At 60.8% G+C, this 20612-nt stretch carries 18 protein-coding genes and 2 pseudogenes; 9 read left to right on the top strand and 11 right to left on the bottom strand.

Features of this window, described 5'->3' with window-relative positions:
• Positions 1-175 precede the first annotated feature (175 nt).
• Complete coding sequence (locus tag BXE_RS47605; RefSeq protein ID WP_233518942.1) at positions 176-1093, bottom strand: hypothetical protein; 918 nt, start codon at positions 1091-1093, stop codon at positions 176-178.
• On the opposite strand from BXE_RS47605, the pseudogene BXE_RS39300 reads away from it, so the two are divergent.
• From BXE_RS39300 to BXE_RS39285, 4 genes and pseudogenes are all read left to right on the top strand, one after another.
• A pseudogene (locus BXE_RS39300) lies at positions 975-1569 on the top strand (YSC84-related protein). The gene BXE_RS47605 and the pseudogene BXE_RS39300 sit on opposite strands and share 119 nt — an antisense overlap.
• 54 nt (positions 1570-1623) lie before the next feature.
• Positions 1624-2433, top strand: coding sequence for a PRC-barrel domain-containing protein (locus BXE_RS39295; protein ID WP_011493711.1), 810 nt, complete (start codon positions 1624-1626; stop codon positions 2431-2433).
• Between the two features lie 253 nt (positions 2434-2686).
• Positions 2687-3238 carry a general stress protein gene (locus BXE_RS39290; protein WP_011493710.1) on the top strand — a complete coding sequence of 184 codons (552 nt, stop codon included), beginning with the start codon at positions 2687-2689 and terminating at the stop codon, positions 3236-3238.
• 42 nt (positions 3239-3280) lie between these two features.
• A complete protein-coding gene (locus BXE_RS39285; protein ID WP_011493709.1) occupies positions 3281-4570 on the top strand; it encodes an NRAMP family divalent metal transporter in 1290 nt (429 codons plus the stop codon).
• A 394-nt stretch (positions 4571-4964) separates the two neighbouring features.
• Here BXE_RS39285 and BXE_RS39275 read toward each other — a convergent pair whose 3' ends face one another.
• Both BXE_RS39275 and BXE_RS39270 read right to left on the bottom strand, forming a co-directional pair.
• Entirely contained in the window at positions 4965-6485 is a 1521-nt protein-coding gene (locus BXE_RS39275) for an amino acid permease (protein WP_011493707.1), read from the bottom strand.
• Positions 6486-6512: 27 nt separating this feature from the next.
• On the bottom strand, positions 6513-7898 hold the full coding sequence (locus BXE_RS39270) for a glutamate decarboxylase (RefSeq protein WP_011493706.1): 1386 nt from the start codon (positions 7896-7898) through the stop codon (positions 6513-6515).
• Positions 7899-8868: 970 nt separating this feature from the next.
• Here BXE_RS39270 and BXE_RS47600 point away from each other — a divergent pair.
• Positions 8869-9168, top strand: a complete 300-nt coding sequence (locus tag BXE_RS47600) for a type II toxin-antitoxin system HicB family antitoxin (RefSeq protein WP_011493705.1) — start codon at positions 8869-8871, stop codon at positions 9166-9168.
• Between the two features lie 283 nt (positions 9169-9451).
• A complete protein-coding gene (locus BXE_RS39260; RefSeq protein WP_011493704.1) occupies positions 9452-9844 on the top strand; it encodes a PRC-barrel domain-containing protein in 393 nt (130 codons plus the stop codon).
• A gap of 177 nt (positions 9845-10021) precedes the next feature.
• On the opposite strand, the gene BXE_RS46805 is transcribed toward BXE_RS39260, so the two are convergent.
• Positions 10022-10177, bottom strand: coding sequence for a hypothetical protein (locus BXE_RS46805; protein ID WP_158340963.1), 156 nt, complete (start codon positions 10175-10177; stop codon positions 10022-10024).
• A gap of 386 nt (positions 10178-10563) precedes the next feature.
• Between BXE_RS46805 and BXE_RS47590 the strand changes: the two are divergent.
• Positions 10564-10674: pseudogene (locus BXE_RS47590) on the top strand (PRC-barrel domain containing protein); the annotation flags it as partial.
• A 140-nt stretch (positions 10675-10814) separates the two neighbouring features.
• Here BXE_RS47590 and BXE_RS39255 read toward each other — a convergent pair.
• The 4 genes from BXE_RS39255 to BXE_RS39240 form a co-directional block, all read right to left on the bottom strand.
• Positions 10815-11144 carry a hypothetical protein gene (locus BXE_RS39255; protein WP_011493703.1) on the bottom strand — a complete coding sequence of 110 codons (330 nt, stop codon included), beginning with the start codon at positions 11142-11144 and terminating at the stop codon, positions 10815-10817.
• A 15-nt stretch (positions 11145-11159) separates the two neighbouring features.
• Positions 11160-12503 (bottom strand): HAD-IC family P-type ATPase, encoded by a 1344-nt coding sequence (locus BXE_RS47585; protein ID WP_081958720.1) that lies wholly within the window; start codon positions 12501-12503, stop codon positions 11160-11162.
• A gap of 577 nt (positions 12504-13080) precedes the next feature.
• Positions 13081-14754, bottom strand: a complete 1674-nt coding sequence (pgm, locus tag BXE_RS39245; RefSeq protein ID WP_040123724.1) for a phosphoglucomutase (alpha-D-glucose-1,6-bisphosphate-dependent) — start codon at positions 14752-14754, stop codon at positions 13081-13083.
• 124 nt (positions 14755-14878) lie between these two features.
• A complete protein-coding gene (locus BXE_RS39240; RefSeq protein WP_011493700.1) occupies positions 14879-15751 on the bottom strand; it encodes a slipin family protein in 873 nt (290 codons plus the stop codon).
• Positions 15752-16324: 573 nt separating this feature from the next.
• Between BXE_RS39240 and BXE_RS39235 the strand changes: the two genes are divergently transcribed.
• The gene (locus BXE_RS39235; protein WP_049782407.1) at positions 16325-17083 is read left to right on the top strand and encodes a sensor histidine kinase; all 759 of its coding nucleotides are present in this window, start codon (positions 16325-16327) and stop codon (positions 17081-17083) included.
• A gap of 299 nt (positions 17084-17382) precedes the next feature.
• Complete coding sequence (locus BXE_RS39230) at positions 17383-18102, top strand: Crp/Fnr family transcriptional regulator (RefSeq protein WP_011493698.1); 720 nt, start codon at positions 17383-17385, stop codon at positions 18100-18102.
• A gap of 138 nt (positions 18103-18240) precedes the next feature.
• Here the strand turns inward: BXE_RS39230 and BXE_RS39225 are convergent, their stop codons facing one another.
• From BXE_RS39225 to pgl, 3 genes are all read right to left on the bottom strand, one after another.
• A complete protein-coding gene (locus BXE_RS39225; protein ID WP_011493697.1) occupies positions 18241-18858 on the bottom strand; it encodes a TMEM175 family protein in 618 nt (205 codons plus the stop codon).
• 814 nt (positions 18859-19672) lie between these two features.
• Entirely contained in the window at positions 19673-19861 is a 189-nt protein-coding gene (locus BXE_RS39220; RefSeq protein WP_040123533.1) for a hypothetical protein, read from the bottom strand.
• A gap of 32 nt (positions 19862-19893) precedes the next feature.
• Positions 19894-20598 (bottom strand): 6-phosphogluconolactonase, encoded by a 705-nt coding sequence (gene pgl / locus BXE_RS39215; protein ID WP_011493695.1) that lies wholly within the window; start codon positions 20596-20598, stop codon positions 19894-19896.
• Positions 20599-20612 lie beyond the last annotated feature (14 nt).

Genomic DNA, 20612 nt, shown 5'->3' with positions numbered 1-20612 from the left:
CAACAGCTCATCAATATTCCGAAACGAGGGCGAAGTTTATCGCCGTCGCTAACAGGCCGTTGAAATACCTCGTGGAGCAGTCATCCGGTCGCAGACGTAAGCGTTGAACTGATGTCATCAATGATGAGTGAGACAGAACGGATGCGCGGGCCAGATGGTTTTACCGAGTCAATGTTCACGGTGCTGAAATTGGACCATTTTGTGCCGAGGCAACATCCGTTGCGAGGCGTTCCTCGAGCGCGCTGGCCAATGGCTTACCGCATTGCACCAGGATGTCCCCGACAGCGGTAAGTTCAGCGCTGTCAAGCACCGCCGGCGAGACGGGCGCTCCAAGCTGATCGAGCACGTACTCTTTAATGCCAGAGTCTCCGATCGAGACTGCGGCTGTGAGCGCGGCTGCGAAATAGGCGTCGTTCCAACCGGCCGCCTGCTCGCCAGGCTCCTCATCGGGTCCACAACCCGCGCCATTCGCGCCGGCGGTCCACGGCCAGCAATGTCGCATCAAAGTACCCAATAGATCGGGACGAGCTGCACGCCAGAGTTCGAGCGCAAGCGACAACCATGACGCCGCTGCCGCCGCGCTCAACGCAAAAGCGCGCGACCGCACAGCGGATGCCCAGTTTCCTGAGCCGGCGGATGCCGATCTCGTGGGTGCAGTCCATTGGCTGAACACCACCGCTTTCGCTTCCAGCCAGGCGAAAAGAGATTCGAACAGCGTCGCCAACTCGTCTGCCTTTACACCGTGGTCGGTTTCCTGATCCAGAAGCCAGCTGCTGTTGCAGGACATGCGCATGTTTCGCAAGGCGCAGGTGAGCCGTCGTTGGTCCTGACCCGACAGAAACTTCGGAAAGTCCGCCGACGATTCATGCGGATCGTGCATTCGAAGATAGACAGAAGTCTGTACGTTGACGTACCGCAATCTCGCGCGCTTGCGTGTAGCCTGGCTTCTATCGTCGATCAGCGGAGCGAAAATCATGCTTGGACGGACCTTCATCTGGAGCACACCCGGATCGCTTCCCGCACTGGGGGCGGCGCTCTCAGGCTGCGCCACTACCTCTTCTTCCGATGCGAGCCGCAGGAAGCAGATGGACAAGCGCCACACCATCGATGCAGGCGTCGACTCGACGTTCGCACGCCTGTACAACATCGCGAGCGGCTCGCGTGAACTGGTCGGCAACGCGCACGGAGCCCTGGTGTTCCCCCTCGGGGTTGGACGCCGGCTTCGTGGTCGGCGGTCAGTATGGCGAAGGTTCCTTGCGCGTCGGCGGACACACGGTTCGCTACTACAGCACGGCGACCGGATCGATCGGCTGGCAAATCTGCGCGCAATCGCGCGCGATCGTCGTCGTGTTCATGAGCGACGAGTCGCTCAGCCGCTTCCGCGTAGTACAGACGGATAGGTCGGCGGGCGGCGATACGTCCGTGGCCGTGCTGCGGATCGGCGCGAACGGCAACCTCGACACGAGCACCGCCACCGGTCAAGTCAACGCTTTCGTGCTGACCAGCCACGGCTTGATGGTGGGCGAGTCGCTCGAAGGCTCCAAAGTCACGCGGCTCGCGTTGCTTTGAAGCAACCCTGGGCGCGGCGTAATGCGCGCCCCTTCTCATCCCCGCGGAGAAACCATGTTACGAAGCATAAGCGACCTGCACGGCAGCACCGTGCACGCATTGGACGGTGACATCGGCTCGGTCAACCAGGTCTATTTCGACGACGAGTCCTGGGGAGTGCGTTATCTGGTGGTCGAAACAGGCAACTGGCTCAACGACCGGCAAGTGCTGGTTTCGCCGTATTCGGTGAAACACACCGACCCGGGATCGAGCGTCGTGCACGTGAACCTTTCCCGGCAGCAAGTGCGGGACAGCCCGATTCTCGACACTCATAAGCCGGTGTCACGGCAGCACGAGATCGAATATCTGCGCTACTACAGCTATCCGACGTATTGGGGCGGCCCGAACCTGTGGGGCATGGGTGCCTATCCGGCCTACGATCCGACTGGAGTTGCGCCGGACTCGCTGCTCGATGAACCTTCACGGCCAACCTTGCATACGAACAAGCCGCAAGCGGACGTTCATCTGCGCAGTACCGGCGAGGTCAAGGGATACCACCTCAAAACAGCGGACGGTGGCATCGGGCACGTCTCGGACTTCATTTACGACGACACCGACTGGGCGATTCGCTATCTGGTCGTGGAGACGCACGACTGGTGGCCAGGTGGCAAAGCCGTGCTGATCGCGATTCACTGGATCGACGTTGTCGACTGGCTCGATTCGACCGTATCGACGGCATTAACGCGTGATGTCATTTGGAATAGTCCCGCTTACGACGACTCGATGCCGATCGACCGGCATTACGAAGTCATGCTGCACCGGTTTTACGACAGGCACGGCTATTGGTCGGATGCCGATACCGGCGAGCGGGTTGCATTGGAGTGAGGCGTCGCGCGCAGAACGCGGTCCCCGCCTGCGCCGGGCGGTCCCGGAGCGCGCGTAAACGACATATGTTCGGGATATGCGGCGTTGACAATGGTTGACGAACCTCGAACTTTTTCGGCCCGGACGACGGGCAGTGCGACCGCCGGTCAACCAGACGGGCGGTGGCATGGCGGACAGAATCATTTCAAGCACCGCACACGACGCGTGCGCAGCGCAATAACCTGCCTACTCTCCTCTATTCAAGGATACTCGCATGACACCCTATGACGTCGTGATCGCAGTCTTCAATGACCATCATCAAGCCGATGCCGCGGTGCGCAAGCTGATAGACGGCGGCTTCGACATGAAGAACTTCAGTGTGGTCGGCAAGGGCTACCACACTGAAGAAAAGATCGTCGGTCTCTATACCGTCGGCGATCGCATGAAAATGTGGGGCAAGTACGGCGCATTCTGGGGCGGCCTGTGGGGCTTGCTGATGGGCGGCGTGTTTCTGACGATTCCGGCACTCGGCCCGATCGTGGTGCTGGGTCATCTTGCTGTCGTCATCGTGTCGGCTGTCGAAGGGGCGGTCGTCGTCGGCACCCTCAGCGCACTGGGCGCCACGCTCGTCAATGTGGGGCTGCCGAAAGAAAGCGTCGTCCATTACGAGGCCGCCATCAAGGCCGATGGCTTCATCGTGATGGCCCACGGCACGCCGGATGAAATGGCACGCGCCAAAGCCGTCCTCGCGACCCACCAACCGGCGCGGCTCGACTTGCATGAGGGTGTCACGCCTACCGACGCCGCCACGCCCGAAACCATCTGACGGGCCGGTACGACTGAACCAGCTACCAGAAGCGCCCAACTCATGGACACGCTCACTCACGATCCGGTCAAGCAGCCGGCTCGGCCAAAACTGCTGCAGGTGATGGGGCCCGGCCTCATCACCGGTGCATCGGACGACGATCCGAGCGGTATCGCAACGTATTCCCAGATCGGCGCGCAATTCGGCTACGGCCTCGCGTGGACTCTCCTGTTCAGCTACCCGCTGATGGCCGCGATTCAGGAGATCAGTGCGCGCATCGGGCGCGTGACCGGCAGCGGTATCGCGGGCAATCTGCGTCAGCACTATCCGCGCTGGCTGTCGACCAGCGTAGTCGGGATGCTGCTCGTCGCGAACATCATCAATCTGGGGGCGGACCTCGGCGCAATGGGCTCGGCGCTGAAGCTGCTGATCGCCGGTCCCGCACTGCTCTACGTGTGCGGTTTCGGGCTGCTGTCGGTGGTATTGGAAATATTCACCCGCTATGCCCGCTACGTGTCGATTCTCAAATGGCTATGCCTGTCGCTGTTCAGCTATGTAATCTGCGCGTTTGTCGTTAAAGTGCCGTGGGATCAGGTTGGCCGCGCCGTGCTATTGCCCGCGCTGTCCATCAAACCGGACTACCTCGTGGCTATTGTCGCCGTCATGGGCACGACGATCAGCCCTTACCTGTTCTTCTGGCAAGCCGAACAGGAACTCGAGGACGAAAAGGAACGGCCCGGCGCGCATCCATTGATCCACGCGCCGTGGGAAGCGCCCGCGGAGTTCGCGCGGATCCGCGTCGATACCTACCTCGGCATGGCGCTCTCGAATGTGGTCGCGTTCTTCATCGTCGTAACGACGGCGACGACCCTGCATGCGCACGGCCTCACCAATATTCAGACTTCGGCGCAGGCCGCGGAAGGGCTGCGTGCCGTAGCAGGTCCGTTCACGTTCTTTGTATTCGCCGCCGGCATCATCGGCACCGGCTTGTTGACGCTGCCTGTGCTGGCCGGTTCTGGCGCATATGCGCTGGGCGAGTTGTTCGCGTGGCGCGTGGGCCTCGCGCGCCTGCCGTCGCAGGCTAAAGCGTTCTACGGTGTGATCGCCGCCGCAACGGCAATCGGCGCCGGCCTGAACTTCACGTCGGTCGATCCGGTCAAGGCGCTCTATTGGAGCGCCGTGCTCAACGGTGTCGTTGCGGTACCCGTGATGATCGTCATGATGCATCTCTCGATGCGTACCCGCATCATGTCCGGTCTCACGCTGCCGCCGGCACTCCGTATCCTCGGCTGGGTTGCGACCGGTGTGATGGCGGCAACGGTCGTGGCGATGGGAGTCACCTGGTTCGCGTGAGCGACCCGCTCTATCGCTGCGACTATTGCGCTCGCAAGACAAGATTTGATCGAGCAGATCGAGTGCCAGCGCGATGCCCGTAGCGTTAATCCCGAGATCCTGCGCGAGACGGCGGCCTACGGACGCGTCGCAATGAGACACTGTCGAAGTGCGGGCCATCTTTCTCGCTGACGCATGTCGGCTCGATCGCGCCGTGCGCGATCCATTCGAAGATCTGCATTTCAGAAGCGCCGGAGACGCGGCACAATTCGAGCAGCGTGAACTTCACCTCCCACGGAGGCGGCGGCTCGAAGTACGCGTGATATCGTCCCGCGTCGCGCTGCGCGGCACGCCCGGCGCTTCGTAATAGTCTTTGTATTTCATATCGAAGACCTGCCAGAGAGGCCACGCGTGCCTATTTCAGCGGTGTTGCCGCGGGACCGGTAAGCGGCGCGTCATGAGCCGTCGCCCAGCCACTGCGGCGCACGTGGTGGATGATCAACGGAATGCCCGCGAACACGACGATGCCCAGCACGACCAGTCCCGTATAAAGCCACGGCGAGCCGACCGGCAACTGGTCCGGCGGAAAGAACGACACCACGAAACTGAACAGCACGCCGACAAAACCAATGCCGGCGGTCAGCCACATGCCGGCCAGGCCACCGGGCACGGTGAAAGGCCGGGTCAACGCCGGTGCGCTATAGCGCAGCCTGATTGCCGCCGCGTACATCAGCATGTACGCGATCAGGTAGAGCGCGATGGTCATCGCGGAGATCAGAAAGAACGCGACCGATACATCCCGGATCACAAAGTAGAAGCATGAGATCACCGTCACGATCAGCCCTTGCACCAGCAGGATATGCGTGGGCATACCCTTGCGGTTCTTCGCCTGAAGGATCGGCGGCAGCTCGCCCTCATGCGCGGTTTCGAGCAGACCGCGCGACGGACTGCCCAACCAGGCCAGCACGCCGCTGATCGCGCCGACGCCAACCAGCAGCGACAGGGCCGACACAGCCCAGCCCATGTGCCAGAGGTCCACGAGCACGGCGCTGAACGCATCGAATACGCCGGATTGCAACGAGATCTTCTCGTATGGCAGGATCGCTGCGATCGGCAACGCGCCCAGCGCGAAGATCAGCACCGAAATCAGCGCACCGAGGCCGATGGCCGCCGGATAACCGCGACTCGGGCTGCGCATGTCGATCACATGAACGGCCTGCACCTCCACGCCGGCAAACAACAGCACGATACCGGCGAGAAACGAGATCGTGCCGAAGCCGTGAATCGCGGGCCAGAATCGCGCGTGACCCCCTTGCGACAGCGCGGCATCGTTCAGATGCTGCCAGCCGAGCGGATGGCCACTGCTGATCCAGTAGCCGAGCAGCGCGAGCAGCACGACACCCGGCACGATGGTGCCGATCACAAACGTCCAGTTGGCGATCCGCGCGAATACTTCGACACCTTGCAACACCAACCATGTCGAAAGCCAGTATGCGACGATGCAGAAGATCCCGACGTAGACGCCGTTCTTCGCCAGATCCGGCCGGCCGATCGTGTACGCAAGCGCCGCCGCACCGAAGGTCAGCGCCACGGGATACCAGACGACGTTCTGGATCCATTGCAGCCAGATCGCGAGAAAGCCCCAGCGGGTGCCGAACGCTTCGGCGACCCACGTGTAGATGCCGCCGCGCCGGTCGGCAAACGCGCCGCCCAGTTCGGCCGAAATCAGCGACGCGGGGATCAGATAGAAAACCACGGTAAAGGCGAGATAAACGAACATCGTCATCTCCTCCTTCGCCAGCAACGGAAGTCCGCGCAGGCTGGTGACCACGGCGGCGGCCGTCATCAGACCGATCGACGTGACGCTCAGGTACTTGCCGCGTTTAGCGGCATTCGCGGCCGGCAACGCGGCGGCGGTGGCTACGGTGTTATCCATTTCGTGCACTCCTCTGAAGAGGCGACATCAGTCGTGATGGAAGGTCGGGCCGGCGGTCGAATTCGGCACCGGGTTCTTCGTCAGATGCGCGATCGCGTGTTTAATGTCCTCAAGCAGCATCGCTGCCATGTCGCGGGTCACGCCGCGCCGGATCAGTACGCGTTGCACGATGGTGTCCTCGCGCCCGGCAGGCAGTTCGTATGACGCGATCTGCCAGCCGCGCATGCGTACCCGGTCGGACAGATCGAACAGTGTGAAGCCCGCGGTATCCGGATGCTTCAGCTTGTAGCAAACGGCCGGCAACGCGCCTCGCCCGTCGTAGATCATGTCGAGCGCGTCGATCTTCGCGAGACCGTCGGCCAGCGCTTGCGCGGTATCGGCGCACTCCTGCTGGATGTGCCGGTAGCCCTCTCGGCCCAGGCGCAGCAGCATGTAGTACTGCGCGATGATCTGGCCGGCCGGCCGCGAGAAATTCAATGCAAACGTCGGCATGTCGCCGCCCAGATAATCGACCCGGAAAATCAGTTCGTCAGGCAAATCCTGGGTGCTGCGCCAGACTATCCAGCCGACGCCGAGCGGCGCGAGCCCGTATTTATGGCCCGACGCATTGATCGACTTGACGCGTGGCACGCTGAAGTCCCATTCGAGGTCAGGCTGAATGAACGGTGCGACGAAGCCGCCGCTAGCCGCATCGACGTGAATGGGAATATCGAGCCCGACATTGGCTTGCAAGGCGTCGAGCGCGCCTGCCAGCGCCTTCACCGGTTCATAGACGCAGGTGAACGTGATGCCGAGCGTGGCGACGACGCCAATCGTGTTCTCGTCGCAGTACTGGGCCAGATCTTCCGGCCGTAGTCCGGTCGCATCGCCGCTGAGCGGCACCTGGCGCATCTCGACGTCGAAGTAGCGGGCGAACTTCGCCCAGCATACCTGCACGGGTCCGCAGACGAAGTTCGGCTTGCCGGTCGGCTTACCCTGCGCTTCCCTACGCTTTTTCCACTGCCACTTGAGCGCGAGACCACCGAGCATGCAGGCCTCGCTCGAACCCGTCGTCGAACACCCGGTGGTCTTCCACGACTTCGTGGCATGCCACAGATCGGCAAGCATATGCACGCAGCGCATTTCAATTTCGGCGGTTTGCGGATATTCGTCCTTGTCGATCATGTTCTTGTCGATCGACAGATCCATCAGGCGGCGCACTTCGTCGTCGGCATATGTAGTGCAAAAGGTCGCGACGTTCTGCCGTGAGTTGCCGTCCATGAACAGTTCGTCGCGCACCAGATCGAATACGGCGCGGCGATCGGACGATGCTTCCGGGATCCGGTACTTCGGTAGTGAAGAACCGGAGATCATCGCGGCGTATTCGTCGGCGACGGCATCGGGCGTGGGTGGCGGGGACTTGAGAAAGGTCATGGCGTGAGATTCCTGATTCGAAATGAGCGAAGCGGGCTTCGTGAAGGAACAGCGAGCGAACGGAATGGTGATATCGGGTAGAACGGAAAGTTTCCGCAATCACGGTGCGCGCAGGACCGATCGAAGTCGGTACGGTGCCGTACCGCACCGCCGCGTGCCACGCGATATGTTCGTTGCAATACATCACCATTGAGTGCAAGGTGGTGCTACTCATGGGATGTGCACTGTCCGCTCAACTGTCTGTTCCAGGCCGGATTTTCTGCCCCACAAACTTCAGTAGCTTTCCCATCGCTCGCGCTCCCGGGTTCAGAAAAGAGAGGCCGCAGTGCCACTCAAAATGGTATGCAGTGAGGGGACCGGTCGTCTTGAGCGACCTCCTGCCTTGGGCTTCCATCATGCAATCACCAATTAGTCCTGCCTCGGTCACATCTAGTACCGGGAGCGAGTCCGCGCCCGGATAATCTAACGCGAATTGGTGGACACGGACAGGCAGCAAGGATCGATGGTTGCTGGACAACAACCGCGCTGTTTTCCTCGCGCATATCCTGAGGCTCAACGCCTGGGGCCCCGCTTGCCCTCGGTTTCCCCATCGAATATATTGGGTTCGAAATTCACGTTGGTTTAGTGCCCAACCAGGCAATTCCCTCTCCGGGTCGGCCGCTTCGACCTTTCGTCGAGATGGCATAGCAATGACACAAGAAAAGTCGTTGCGTATTCGTACGCGAAGCGTCTGATGAAACGTGCGTGCGGACTCGGTCAGCCGCAGGTTGTACACCCAACACCCTGGCGTGACGCTGCACAGCGAGCTGTCTGTTGGCCTTCGCACCAGCTTCGCCGATTTTCCCACCGCCGACGCGAGTGGCAATTCGTTTAACGAACTGACGCACAATGCGCAGGCGACCGTCGAAGCGATGTTTGTTCGCTGCGAGCAACTTATCCCCGTAATACACTGGAATTGCAGGCGCTCCAGATGGACGATGGCAACGGGATCTGGATATTTGTCGACATCGATCTGACGCGTGTTACCTCCAAATCCGTGGGCATTCAAGCCAATCTGCTTGAGAGCCTTCTTCAACAAGTCGATGCAAGGGCGAAAGAGCGCCGCATGACGCGCTATGCATTCGTCACACTTGCGCTTATTGATGAATTGAAGCAACACGATAACCATCGTCTTGCCATTCAGTTCATGAACGTGGTCGCGGGCGCATCCCTTCTCGTGGCGCCCGGAGTTGAACGTGCGATTCCTCGGCACCATCGTGGCCTGTCGTAACTCGGGAACAACTAAACAGGACTTCCGCGGACTAGCCGCGACGCGATCTGTTCGAGGTGTTTCACCTCGGCTTCGATTGGTAGTGCCGCATCGCCTTGGCACGGCCAGATCAACGCGCCTGCCTTCCATCTGCAGGTACGCAACCGTACCGACTTCAATTCAGCTTGCGAGCATCCTTTTTGTGCGCTGCGTACAACCAGGCCAGCTTCGCCTCTGGATATCACGTTGACGTCGAGCGCATGCCAGACATAAAGATGTCTGGCGTCGAACAGCGAGGTTCAACATGAAAAGCCATATCGCGCCGCCGCTGGCGACGCTGCTTATCCTGGCCCTCACGAGCGGCACGCTCCGGGCTCAGGGCACACCACAGCCGATCAACGCACAGCACGTTGACATGGTACAGCTGGCGACTGGATATCGGGCCTCGAAGATCGATGGATCTCCTATGTTTAACCGCACCCAGGACAAGATCGGGACAATCGACGATCTGATCACCAGCCCCAACAATCCGATACCCTACGCGATCCTGTCGGTGGGCGGGTTTCTCGGAATGGGAACTCACCTGGTCGCGGTCCCATGGAATAGCCTGCAGATCGTCAACCGCCAGATGCGTTTGCCGGACGCAACGAAAGAATCGCTAAAGGCATTACCCGAATTCAGATATGCGCCTGATTAGTCTGCGGGGAGGTCCCCTTCATCAACGGCAAGCATGGCCTGATACGGAGCGTCACGTAGCATCGATCCTGCTCCGGAGCGGACGAAGATGCGGTCCGACACCGGACAGACCTCCGGCAGACGCGGTCCGGACGAGCCAACTCAGGTAATCCGGGCAGGCGTGTATCAGGCAAGGGAGCTACAGGCCGTATCGCTCGCGCAGCCTGTCATGCTCGCGCTCTCCGGTTGAACGGTAGAGACGCTGCCCAGGCTCGAGCGGGTGCCCATACCGGTAAAAAGAAACGCCGAAAATCAGCGCCATCCCCATCAGGATTCCCCACATTGCGTATGTCATGGCATGCCCTTAAAAGAGGTAGACGGCTCAGCGCAGGCAGTGCATCGACACCTCTGGCGGAGCGCGGAATGACGACCGGAAAGCAGGAATGCATGGTGCAGTCAATAAAACCTCGCGTCTGTACGCTGCCGGACCGCAGCTGCTGCCGCTAACGCGCGGTCGGGAGTCCGATCGACGCCCGCCGTCAGCCAAGGGACAAGCGCCGTACGATTGATGCGGGGCGTCGACTCGACACTTAGGCGGCTGTATGTCGCGACAAACGGCTCGCGTGAACTGATCCGCAAGGCTCACGGCGTGCCGGCATTTCTGTCGGTCATCGATGCCGGGTTCATGGTCGGACAGGGGCGCCGCGTCAAACGCCGGCCGCGTGGTCCCACGCGGTCCAAGTCAGTCCGACCCGACAGCAGGTGAGGGACAGTCCGAATATCGACGCGCATAAGCCGGCGTCCCGTCAGCATGAAATCGGGTACCTCCGCTATTACAGCCATCCGGCGTACTGAAGCGCGCTTCGTCGTGGAAAGTCGTGGAAACGCGTCGCGCAGATCCTTTCGTCACTTTCGGTCCGTGACGGCCAGCGTGGAGCCGAGCGCCCTTTGCGATAAAAAGTCGGGACGACGGCATTGCCTGGAATCGGGCATTAGGTCCTTTGCGTGGTGGCCCCGTCTGACACGTCATCTGCTCGAAGCGTCGCGTTGGCCGCCACCAGCAGCATCGCACCTTGGTCGAACAGCGCCGTATCGAGTGCGTCCAACGTCATCGCCAGCATTTTTCGGCTTGCCTTGGTTCCAGCGCTGCTGTCTTCCAGAGTCGCGGCTTCCTTCTTCAGCCGTCTAACGAGCTTCGCGGCACATCGACTGTCCAGCGACTGATCCGCTACAAGGGTCTGGATGTGACTGGCCAGTGCGACAAGCGCCGCCTGGGTGGTTTGAGTCCTGGCGAGTTCCGCGTCAGTGCGTTTTTTGCTCATGGTGGTTCTCCAATGTCAATCGCTGACACCCATCCCGGGTGCTGGGCATGTCACATGCATAAATTCGTGGATCCCGTCATGCTCGTCACTGTCGCCGTGCGGGACCCTAACTTCCTCGTAGTATGACCGGTTGATGATGCCGATTTGCCCGCGAGCCGGAAAATCGCGCGTAGTACGCCGGCGAAAGTCGTGTTTCTGCCCGGTAGGCATGGAATGCTTGACGCTGAATACCTGGCAACCCTGCGGGTTCACGCCCGACATCACATGTTTGATCGCACCATCGTTGCCGGCCGAGTCCATCGCCTGGAAGATCAGCAGAAGCGCATGGCGGTTCGATGCGTAGAACAGAGGCTGAAGCGAATTCAGCCGCGTCACGTGCGCGCTGAGCAGTTCCTGATAGTGCTCCTTTGACGTGTAGAAGGGACTCGCCATCGTTGGCCATTTGCCAGGACTAACTTCAGCGCCCGCTTGCATGCGGAGATCTACCGATCTGGTTTTCATTTCACCCTCGTTCGCCGAAAGCGTGAAAGTGGCCGGCAACGCCACCGGAATCGATGCAAGCACGGCCGTCAGCACGAGCGGCACGATATCGGCGAGCGGCAGGTGCAGAGACAGCGCACACGCAACCAGCATCGCGATGACGACGACGCTGAATACGGCCAGGTTGCGCACGACGAGCAATACCGCCTTCTGCTGCGAGCTGACCACATGCGCGGTCCGGATCAGTTCCGCCGTGCGGCCGAAGCGCGTGCGGGCGCCCGTCGCCGTCACCACCGCCACGGCCTCGCCGCGCCGCACCAGCGCACCGGCAAATGTCTGCGCGCCGGCCGCGGCTTCGACCGGTACCGATTCGCCGGTCAGCATCGAATGATCGAGTAGCGCGTTGCCCGAGACCAGCTTCATGTCTGCCGCGACCACACCGCCCAGCGAGAGCTTGACCACGTCGCCCGGCACCAGATCCGCAGCCGGCACGATCGACCACGCTCCATCGCGCTGAACCGACGCATTGAGCGCGAGGCGCGATTTCAGCGCATTCAGCGTCGCCTGTGCGCGGCTTTCCTGAACCAGCCCGAGCACCGCATTGAACACCAGCAGCGCCGCAATGATCCCCGCTTCGACAAATTTTCCGAGGACACACTCCAGCACGATGGCGGCTTCCAGCATCCACGGCACCGGTGCCCAAAATTTGCCCAAGGCCCTGCGCAACGGATGCGCGGAAGTCTCCGGCATCGCGTTCGGACCGGACTCAGCCAGCCTGCGGCGCGCTTCCGCGCTACTCAGTCCAGCCACGGGCGGTGCTGCGGGTGAGCCCGCCGGATCGGTTGCAGGAAGTGGCGCTATCGCCGTCGCCGGGGTCATGGGGTGGTTCTCCCGGGTTGCACAGATACCGGCTAAAACGGCCGGTGCGTGCCGCCATGTTCGTCTGTCGGTAACTGAAGGAACGCACTGCGTCATGTGCCGCGCCCGTGCCGTCGCGTCGATATTCTGCAGCAGACTCGCACGCATGCTGCACGGGAGTAACGTACTCGCTTCGAGTCATGCATCTGCTGCACCTTGTCCTGCGCATCGCGTTCGAGTTCTTCGAACGAGTTTTCGCACACGTCGGCACCGGGAAAGTCGGGGAAAGCTGCCGCGATGGATCGGCTCGCCATTTTCGATGGACATACAGCGGGTATTGCATGAGCGGCTCCGAAGTCGCGCGATCGGAGTCGTCGCGAGGCATTGATCATCCCGCCAACCCGCTCTCGCGTCTGTACGCTGATGGACCTTGCTGGAAACCAGGCGATCGGCAACGTGCTGCCGGATTGCAAAGACAGATTGGAAACCGGGCAATTCGTACGCGGTCGTACCGCGTGCGCTGGCATGGGCTGTTAGCGATCAAAAGCAGAGGTGGCTGGCCAGCCCGCTTGCGGCCAAGGCCTTGCATTTTCCGCGTTCACGGCCGGGCGCCATCATCCGTGGCAACCTGTGCCTCGAACACGCTGTCGACCATCGCCTGGGCTTCGCCAACGATGCGTGTCAGGTGAGCCTCGCCGCGGAAGCTTTCCGCATAGATCTTATAGACATCTTCGGTGCCTGACGGGCGCGCAGCGAACCAGCCGCTCTTCGTGACCACCTTGATGCCGCCTATGGCTGCGCCATTGCCCGGCGCCCGGTCGAGCACCTGCTCGATTTTTTCGCCGGCAAGTTCAGTGTGAGGAAACTGTGCCGGCGACAGCCGTGCAAGCAGCGCGCGTTGCGGCGCCGTCGCCGCCGCCTGGACGCGGCGTTCGACCGGCTCGCCCAGTCGCTGGGTCAGATCACGGTAAATTTCGGCAGGATCCCGGCCAGTGCGGGTCGTCATTTCGGCCGCCAGCAAAGCGGGCACGATACCGTCCTTGTCGGTACTCCACGCCGTGCCGTCGAGCCGCAGACAACTGGCGCCCGCACTCTCTTCACCTGCGAAACCCAGGGAACCGTCGAGCAGCCCATCGACAAACCATTTGAAGCCGACTGGCACTTCGTAAAGCGTGCGGCCGAGTTTTTCCGTCACACGATCGATCATCTGGCTGCTGACGATGGTCTTGCCAACCGCCACATGAGCGCGCCATTGCGGTCGATTCGCGTACAGATAATGGACGAGGACCGCAAGATAGTGATTCGGCGGCAGCAGCCCCGCGTGCCGCGTGACGATGCCATGGCGATCGTGATCGGTATCGCACGCAAAGGCCACGTCGAAGCGATCCTTCTGGTCGATCAACGTTTGCATCGCATACGGCGACGACGGATCCATGCGAATCCGTCCGTCCCAATCGACGCTCACGAAACGGAAGGTCGGATCGACCTCGTCGTTGACCACGCTGAGATTCAGGTTATAGCGCTCGGCAATCGGCCCCCAGTAGTGCACCCCCGCACCGCCGAGCGGGTCGACTCCGAGGCGGATTGGCGCACCACGCACCACATCCATATCGAGGACGTTGACGAGATCGCCGACGTAGGCGTTGAGGAAGTCGTGCCGGTGCGTCGTCGTGGCGCGCAGCGCTTTTGACAAACAGATGCGCAGCACGCCATCAAGCCTGCTTTCGAGTAATCCGTTCGCCGCTCTTTCGATCCAGCCGGTCACCGTCTCATCGGCCGGGCCGCCGTTCGGCGGGTTGTACTTGAAACCGCCGCTTTCCGGTGGATTGTGCGATGGCGTCATGACGATACCGTCCGCCAGCCCCGCGGACCGGCCGCGATTGTACGCAAGGATGGCGTGCGACACCGCCGGTGTGGGTGTGTATTCGCCGTTCTGCGCGATCATGACCTCCACGCCGTTTGCAGCCAGTACCTCCAGCGCACTCGCGTAAGCGGGCTCGGACAGTGCATGGGTATCGATGCCGATAAAGAGCGGCCCGTCGATAGCCTGCTGCTTCCGGTAGTAGCAAATGGCCTGCGTGATGGCGAGTACGTGCCACTCGTTGAAGCTGCGCGCGAACGCCGAGCCGCGATGCCCGGAGGTGCCGAACGCGACCCGATGCGCCGGGATCGCGGCATCTGGTTTGTCGGTGTAGTACGCGGTGACAAGCCGCGGCACATTCACCAGCATTGCATCAGGCAAGCGCTTGCCGGCAAGAGGACTGATATTCATCGCGAGTTCCATGGATAATAGCGCATCATGACCGCAACGTCTGCCACCACGGCGCTGACGCCGGATCAACGCACAGGTCGAACTGTCGCGTCATGAGTCGCCGTGTTGCAATGCGCGGGTTCATCTAGGCTGCCGTCTTGAGCGGGCTCACCGCCGCGCCGGTAGCAGGATCGCGGCCGGCGATCGCTAGCGCCAGCGCCGGATTCAGACTGTCCACCATCGACGTCGGCATGAGGATGGTCGCACCGCGCTCTTTGGTAGTTTCATAAATGATGTTCATAGCGCGAAGTTGAAGCGCACCTGGCTGGTTCTCATAGACACGAGCCGCCTCGACGAAATTCGCAGCAATGGCGGCTTCTGCGGAACCCAGAATGACGCGCGCCTGCTTTTCCCGCTCAGCCTGCGCTTGACGGGACATCGCGTCTTGCAGCGCGACCGGAATCGCTACGTCTCGAATCTCCACGGAACCGACCGCAATGCCCCATTCCGCCGTCTTGCTGCCAATCACGTCTCTTAGATGGGCATCCGCATAGATCCGATCCGACAGCAGCATAGCCAGCATCGATGATCCGATCAATTCGCGTAACGTGGTCTGAGACACTCGATCAATCGCCTGGCGATAATCGGTGATGGCGAGCGCCGCCTTTTTCGCATCCGCAACATGCCAGAAGATGATTGCGTCGACGTTGACCGGCACCGTGTCTTTGGTCAGCGCCTGCTCCGCGTTGAAAGCCGTGGTCTGGATGCGTTCGTCGATGATCGCCACGATGTGATCGAGCAGCGGAATGATCATGAAAAAGCCTGCACCCCTGACGCTCTGCAGCTTGCCAAGCCGCAGGATCACGAATTTCTCCCACACATTGGCCACCTTCACGGACAGTCCGATCAGGATACCGACGATGATCAACGGAGGCGCCAGATAGATGCTGAGCCATTGGCCGGCGACAGCACCGGCCAGCACCAATGCGACTGACAGAAACAACGTAATCGGATTCATGGTTACCAACCCCGTCTTGTGGAGAACCGCAGTCGGCGACAGCGATCGAACAGGATCGTGTGTCACCTCACCGTGTCTGGAGATCTGGAAATTACAAATTCAGGACATCAGAGACACGGTGCCCATCATTGGGACCGGAGTCGGTACGGTGCCGTACCGGCCAGGCGCGACCACGCGGATGGACGGCCGCATCACGAGTCCGCGAGCGTATAGACCGTAGACAATCTAGCGGACCCGGAGCGCACCCTGTCGGCAGACATTCGCCGTTCACCCGGCGAGCGATGCGGTTGCTTTTACTCACCTGAACGCCACCGTACAGATTTACCGTATCGGTCGGAGGACCATGCTATTTCAACCTGCGCGTTACAGCGATCTTCAGCTTCAGATCACTCTCACGAGGCAGGCATTGGTGAACCACCGGCTCTTTGCGCATCGCGCCCTGAAGGGTGCGATATGGGGAACAACATGTCAGTCCATCCAACGTCTTTCCGGTGGCCTACTAGCGCTCACGGCGCGCGCCATGCGGATGAGAGGGATGAAATTATCGAACCCGCTGTGCGACAGCCTACCGTCGTGGCCTTCAATGCGTCCCGTACGGTCGGCGACCATGCCAGCGCATCGAAACTGAAGAATCAGGTTCTGGCTATGGTGGCGCATGAGCTTCGCGGACCGCTCACTCCGCTGCAACTCGCCACTCAGCTCATGCGCCGGGCGTCGGCGGACCGACCGGAAGTGCTTCGGTCGCTTGACATGATCGATCGGCAAATCGCACAGATAGCCCGGCTCGCGCAGGATTTGATGGACGCTACCCGGATCGACCGGAACGTCCTTCGCATAAGCCGGGACCACCTCGACGTGGTCGGGTTTCTGGCCGCCCCACTCGCCGCCGCTGCATTGGCGACGGCCAAACGCGGCCAGACATTCACGCTGCAGTTCGCCGACCGGACGCTACGCGTTGAAGGCGACGCGGTCCGTCTTGCACAGGCCATCGACAACCTCCTGCATAACGCAGCGAAATACACACCCGACCATGGTTGCATCACGGTGAACGTACATTCGGACGGAAAGGACCTCATTGTCTCCGTCACGGACAATGGTCTGGGCATATCACGAGCACTTCTGCCACATATTTTCGACCTCTTCGCTCAATCGAGCAGAACGATTGCGGCCAGTGCTGGCGGTTTGGGAGTGGGTCTTGCCGTCGTGAAAGCCGTCGCCGAATCGCACGGCGGAACCGTGTCGGCGACCAGTGCGGGGCCCGGTGCCGGCAGTGAATTCACGCTCCGGCTGCCCATCGTGATCGAAAGGCGCGGGGCTGACGAGCCTGCCTGACGGCGGTTGTCATCCGCAACCGCCCAGTCTGCAACGGAGCACACCGGCGACGGCACGCGTTCCGCTGGAGGAAGGGTCAATGTAGACGCAGCGAGCCATAATTGAGGCCGTCGCCTGGTACGCTGCCGCGCTGCGCACGAACTATAATTGAACGATAATTCTGGTCGCGTGTTGCGACGCCGCGGCGTCCTCGCCAGTTTCGTCGGGAACATTCATTCAACTGCCGTCGAGACCCGATATTGTTAAGAACGATCCGCGAGCGAGGCGGTTTCTGGACAGCATGTCAGGGAGAGCAATACATGACAAACGAGCAAGATCCCAAACAGAATCACCTGCTGTCCGTTTTGCCCGAAGCAGAGTGGGCACGCATCTCTCCCCATCTGGTCCGCATCGATATGCCCTTGGGGCAGGTGATATACGAATCGGGCGACCGGCTCCATCACGTCTACTTCCCCACCACGTCGATCGTCTCGCTGCTCTACGTCATGGAAGATGGCTCTTCCGCTGAGATTGCGATCGTCGGCAACGAAGGGCTCATCGGTATTGCACTCTTCATGGGCGGCGAAACCACCCCCAACCGCGCGATAGTGCAAAGCGCGGGCGAGGCGTACCGGCTCGATGCCAGGATCCTGAAACAGGAGTTTCACCGCGCAGGGCCTGTGCAGAGGTTATTGCTGCGCTACACCCAGGCGTTGATCACGCAGATGGCGCAGACCGCGGTTTGCAACCGTCATCACTCGATCGACCAGCAGTTGTGTCGCTGGTTGCTGCTTAGCCTCGATCGCCTGCCGTCAAACGAACTTAGAATGACCCAGGAACTGATCGCCAACATGCTGGGCGTGCGCCGATCCGGGGTCACCGAAGCGGCGTTGAAACTGCAGGATGCGGGGCTGATTCGCTACAGCCATGGTCATATCGAAGTGCTGGACCGCCCCGGGCTCGAAAAGCGCGTTTGCGAATGCTACAACGTGGTAAAGCAGGAATTCGATCGACTATTGCCAGATCTGAAGGCTTTGTGACAAAGCGGTGAGGGTTGTGGTGCGAATAGCGCGGGCGAGCGTGAAAATCAGCAGCCCGGGCGGTCGCCGACCGAAATCCGGCAGAAAACGCCGCCGCTGCGAAACAGGTCGTTGAACTCGACGCAGGAACAGCACGATTCAGTCCCTTTCCTTCAACGGCTCCGAACGTGCGCTCAGTACGTACAGGGAAAGATGCATGACAAGACTCAGCCAGATGTTTACGAACGCGAAGCCGGTCGCAACCAGGCTGCCGAGCAGCGTCATGTTGTAGCGTCGAGTTATCATCCGCAATCCCGTCTCATGAACGTGCGGCTCGAGCCGCGCCTGCCCGTAGCGCCCCAGCCACCAGACAACGTTGTATGTCAACGCGGTGAAGACGAGCGTGACGCCGTAGAACACGGTCGCGTCCGTGCGGGTCGCGGGGTTCGCGAGATTCTGTGCCAGTACGGCCGTGGGATATGGAAGAAAGCTGACGCCCATGAGGAGAAACAGATTCGCCAGCAACATGCGGCGATCCACCCGCCGTATGTATTCGAATAGCGCGTGATGGTTCGCCCACATCACGCCGACAATAAAGAAACTGGCGACGAAGCCGACATAACTGGGCCAACGTTCCGCAAGTGCATGCCAAAGACCGCTGACCTGGCTCAGATCACTGGCGGACGGTACCTTGATTTCCAGCACAAGCAGGGTAATTGCAATCGCGAATACACCATCGCTAAATGCTTCCAGCCTGACGGTAGTGGAATCGGACATGGCCTGGCCTTTTGAGTGAACGAAACATTCTGCGCGATTTCTTTTTTTAAAGGTGTCGTTTGACCGCGTGGTGGCCCCGCTAAAGCGCCGCTAACGAGGATCCCCTTGATCACGATGTTTTAGCAAGACGCGTTCAACCGTTCGGGTCTAGATCCCTGGAGTCCGTCGACCTTCCGCGAGATTACCGCTGATCTGTTACCGATAGCCCGCGATCACAGGATGGCGAGGAGTCGAGCTGGTTTACCCGGTATCGTATCAGCGGCGGTGAGGCTGACCAGTTGGGGTCTCCCGGGAAATTGAGGCAGCCGCCGGTCGGCCTTGCGTTTGGCCACCCTGTGGCATTCGCACTTTACTCTTCGTGTGGGTAGCGTATCTCTCCGATTCGCCGTGGCATGACGGAGCCGGACCAGATCGACTGGCGGAAATCGAGGAGCGCAAAAGCAAACGCAGTGAGAAGAAACAGTGTTAGCGGATTCATGGTTGTTATCGCTTCGTGAGGCCGGCGGCAATCCTGACCGGGAAATTGGACGTCCTGTTCGGTACGCGCCCTGATTGCCTCACCGCGTCATGCACGGATGATTCCCCTTACGATGCACGCAACGGTCCGGAATGTCGGTACGGTCCCGTACCCCGGCGGTTCAATCGGGACGACGGCGCCACATCACGACGGAATGCCTTGCACCTGAGGGCAGTCGCCATGCCCTCGTACCTGCTGACGCTTGCGAGCACGCTGGCTGGCATCCGCGGCGCGGCGACGCGCGCGCACAACACCCCAGGAGCTCACGGCAGCCCCCGACGTGATACGCCAGCGTCGTCACCGCTGCGTGGCGGAACTCGAATTGCGCAGCGCCAGCAAAGCTTGCTCGATGTCGGCAAGCCTGGAATTGGTGATCTCAGCGTGAAGCTTCATCGCCTGAATCAAAAACTGAACGTTGACGTCCTCGCTTTTCGAAGCGAAATCGTCGAACTCCGCGAATATTCTCTTGTCGGTATCGGTGTTCATGGTCGTTCCTTGTGAGATGGGGGGACTTGACGCTAATTTGCAGACCAGTAGACGTTTAATTGCGCTTCGCTGGCGTGAGCCAACTGTGAGATGGCATTTCTCTGGAGTGTAGAGGTCGCCGCTTTCAGCACATCGCGCTTGCGAGGGCCGGCAATCAGTAAGAACAGGTGGTCAATCCGTTTCAGCGCGGATAACGACAAGCTCACCCGGGCATGCTGCGCGCTCCCCGGGTGCACGGCAATGAAGTGTGCAGTCGTGGTAATTGCGTCGTCCCATTCGGGTGAATCCGCGAAGATCGATGCCGTGTGGCCGTCTTCCCCCATGCCCAGAACAGCGATGTCCGGCAGCAGGCGAGCCGGGTCGGCGTTCAGCGCGGCGACATGCGCGTCGAGCGCCTGCGCGGTGTCGACAAGCGGCCAGAACACGGCGCTGCTCGCCGCGTGCTGCAGCAGCGCCTCGCGTACGAAACGCGCGTTGCTCGCGCTGTCCGTTTCGGCAACCCAGCGGTCGTCGACGAGCGTCACGGCAATGCGTGCCCAATCGAACGGTTGCGTGGACAACGTTTGCAGGAATGGACGCGGACTGCTGCCGCCGGAAACTGCGAGCGTAACGTGGCCCGGGCCCTTGGCGGCCGAGGCTGCCTGAGCGGTGAGGGACACCTGTAAAGCGTCCCCCACTGCCTTCGCCAGCGCGTTGGATTGGGACTGCTGGTCGTCGAACTCATATAACGTGATCATTTCTTCTCCTGGTG

It is taken from the genome of Paraburkholderia xenovorans LB400 (assembly GCF_000013645.1).
GTDB lineage: Bacteria > Pseudomonadota > Gammaproteobacteria > Burkholderiales > Burkholderiaceae > Paraburkholderia > Paraburkholderia xenovorans.
The sequence above is the reverse complement of the archived record's forward strand: the minus strand, read 5'-3'. Positions and strand labels throughout refer to the sequence as shown.

What these genes read in the sequence shown, in the direction of transcription:
- pgm (WP_040123724.1), bottom strand. Translation starts at nt 14,754, where the DNA reads ATGAATATCAGTCCTCTTGCCGGCAAGCGCTTGCCTGATGCAATGCTG.
- BXE_RS46805 (WP_158340963.1), bottom strand. Translation starts at nt 10,177, where the DNA reads ATGACATACGCAATGTGGGGAATCCTGATGGGGATGGCGCTGATTTTC.
- BXE_RS39275 (WP_011493707.1), bottom strand. Translation starts at nt 6,485, where the DNA reads ATGGATAACACCGTAGCCACCGCCGCCGCGTTGCCGGCCGCGAATGCC.
- BXE_RS39270 (WP_011493706.1), bottom strand. Translation starts at nt 7,898, where the DNA reads ATGACCTTTCTCAAGTCCCCGCCACCCACGCCCGATGCCGTCGCCGAC.
- BXE_RS39285 (WP_011493709.1), top strand. Translation starts at nt 3,281, where the DNA reads ATGGACACGCTCACTCACGATCCGGTCAAGCAGCCGGCTCGGCCAAAA.
- BXE_RS47600 (WP_011493705.1), top strand. Translation starts at nt 8,869, where the DNA reads ATGGACGATGGCAACGGGATCTGGATATTTGTCGACATCGATCTGACG.
- BXE_RS39290 (WP_011493710.1), top strand. Translation starts at nt 2,687, where the DNA reads ATGACACCCTATGACGTCGTGATCGCAGTCTTCAATGACCATCATCAA.
- BXE_RS39255 (WP_011493703.1), bottom strand. Translation starts at nt 11,144, where the DNA reads ATGAGCAAAAAACGCACTGACGCGGAACTCGCCAGGACTCAAACCACC.
- BXE_RS39240 (WP_011493700.1), bottom strand. Translation starts at nt 15,751, where the DNA reads ATGAATCCGATTACGTTGTTTCTGTCAGTCGCATTGGTGCTGGCCGGT.
- BXE_RS39230 (WP_011493698.1), top strand. Translation starts at nt 17,383, where the DNA reads ATGACAAACGAGCAAGATCCCAAACAGAATCACCTGCTGTCCGTTTTG.
- BXE_RS39260 (WP_011493704.1), top strand. Translation starts at nt 9,452, where the DNA reads ATGAAAAGCCATATCGCGCCGCCGCTGGCGACGCTGCTTATCCTGGCC.
- pgl (WP_011493695.1), bottom strand. Translation starts at nt 20,598, where the DNA reads ATGATCACGTTATATGAGTTCGACGACCAGCAGTCCCAATCCAACGCG.
- BXE_RS39295 (WP_011493711.1), top strand. Translation starts at nt 1,624, where the DNA reads ATGTTACGAAGCATAAGCGACCTGCACGGCAGCACCGTGCACGCATTG.
- BXE_RS39225 (WP_011493697.1), bottom strand. Translation starts at nt 18,858, where the DNA reads ATGTCCGATTCCACTACCGTCAGGCTGGAAGCATTTAGCGATGGTGTA.
- BXE_RS39220 (WP_040123533.1), bottom strand. Translation starts at nt 19,861, where the DNA reads ATGAACACCGATACCGACAAGAGAATATTCGCGGAGTTCGACGATTTC.
- BXE_RS47585 (WP_081958720.1), bottom strand. Translation starts at nt 12,503, where the DNA reads ATGACCCCGGCGACGGCGATAGCGCCACTTCCTGCAACCGATCCGGCG.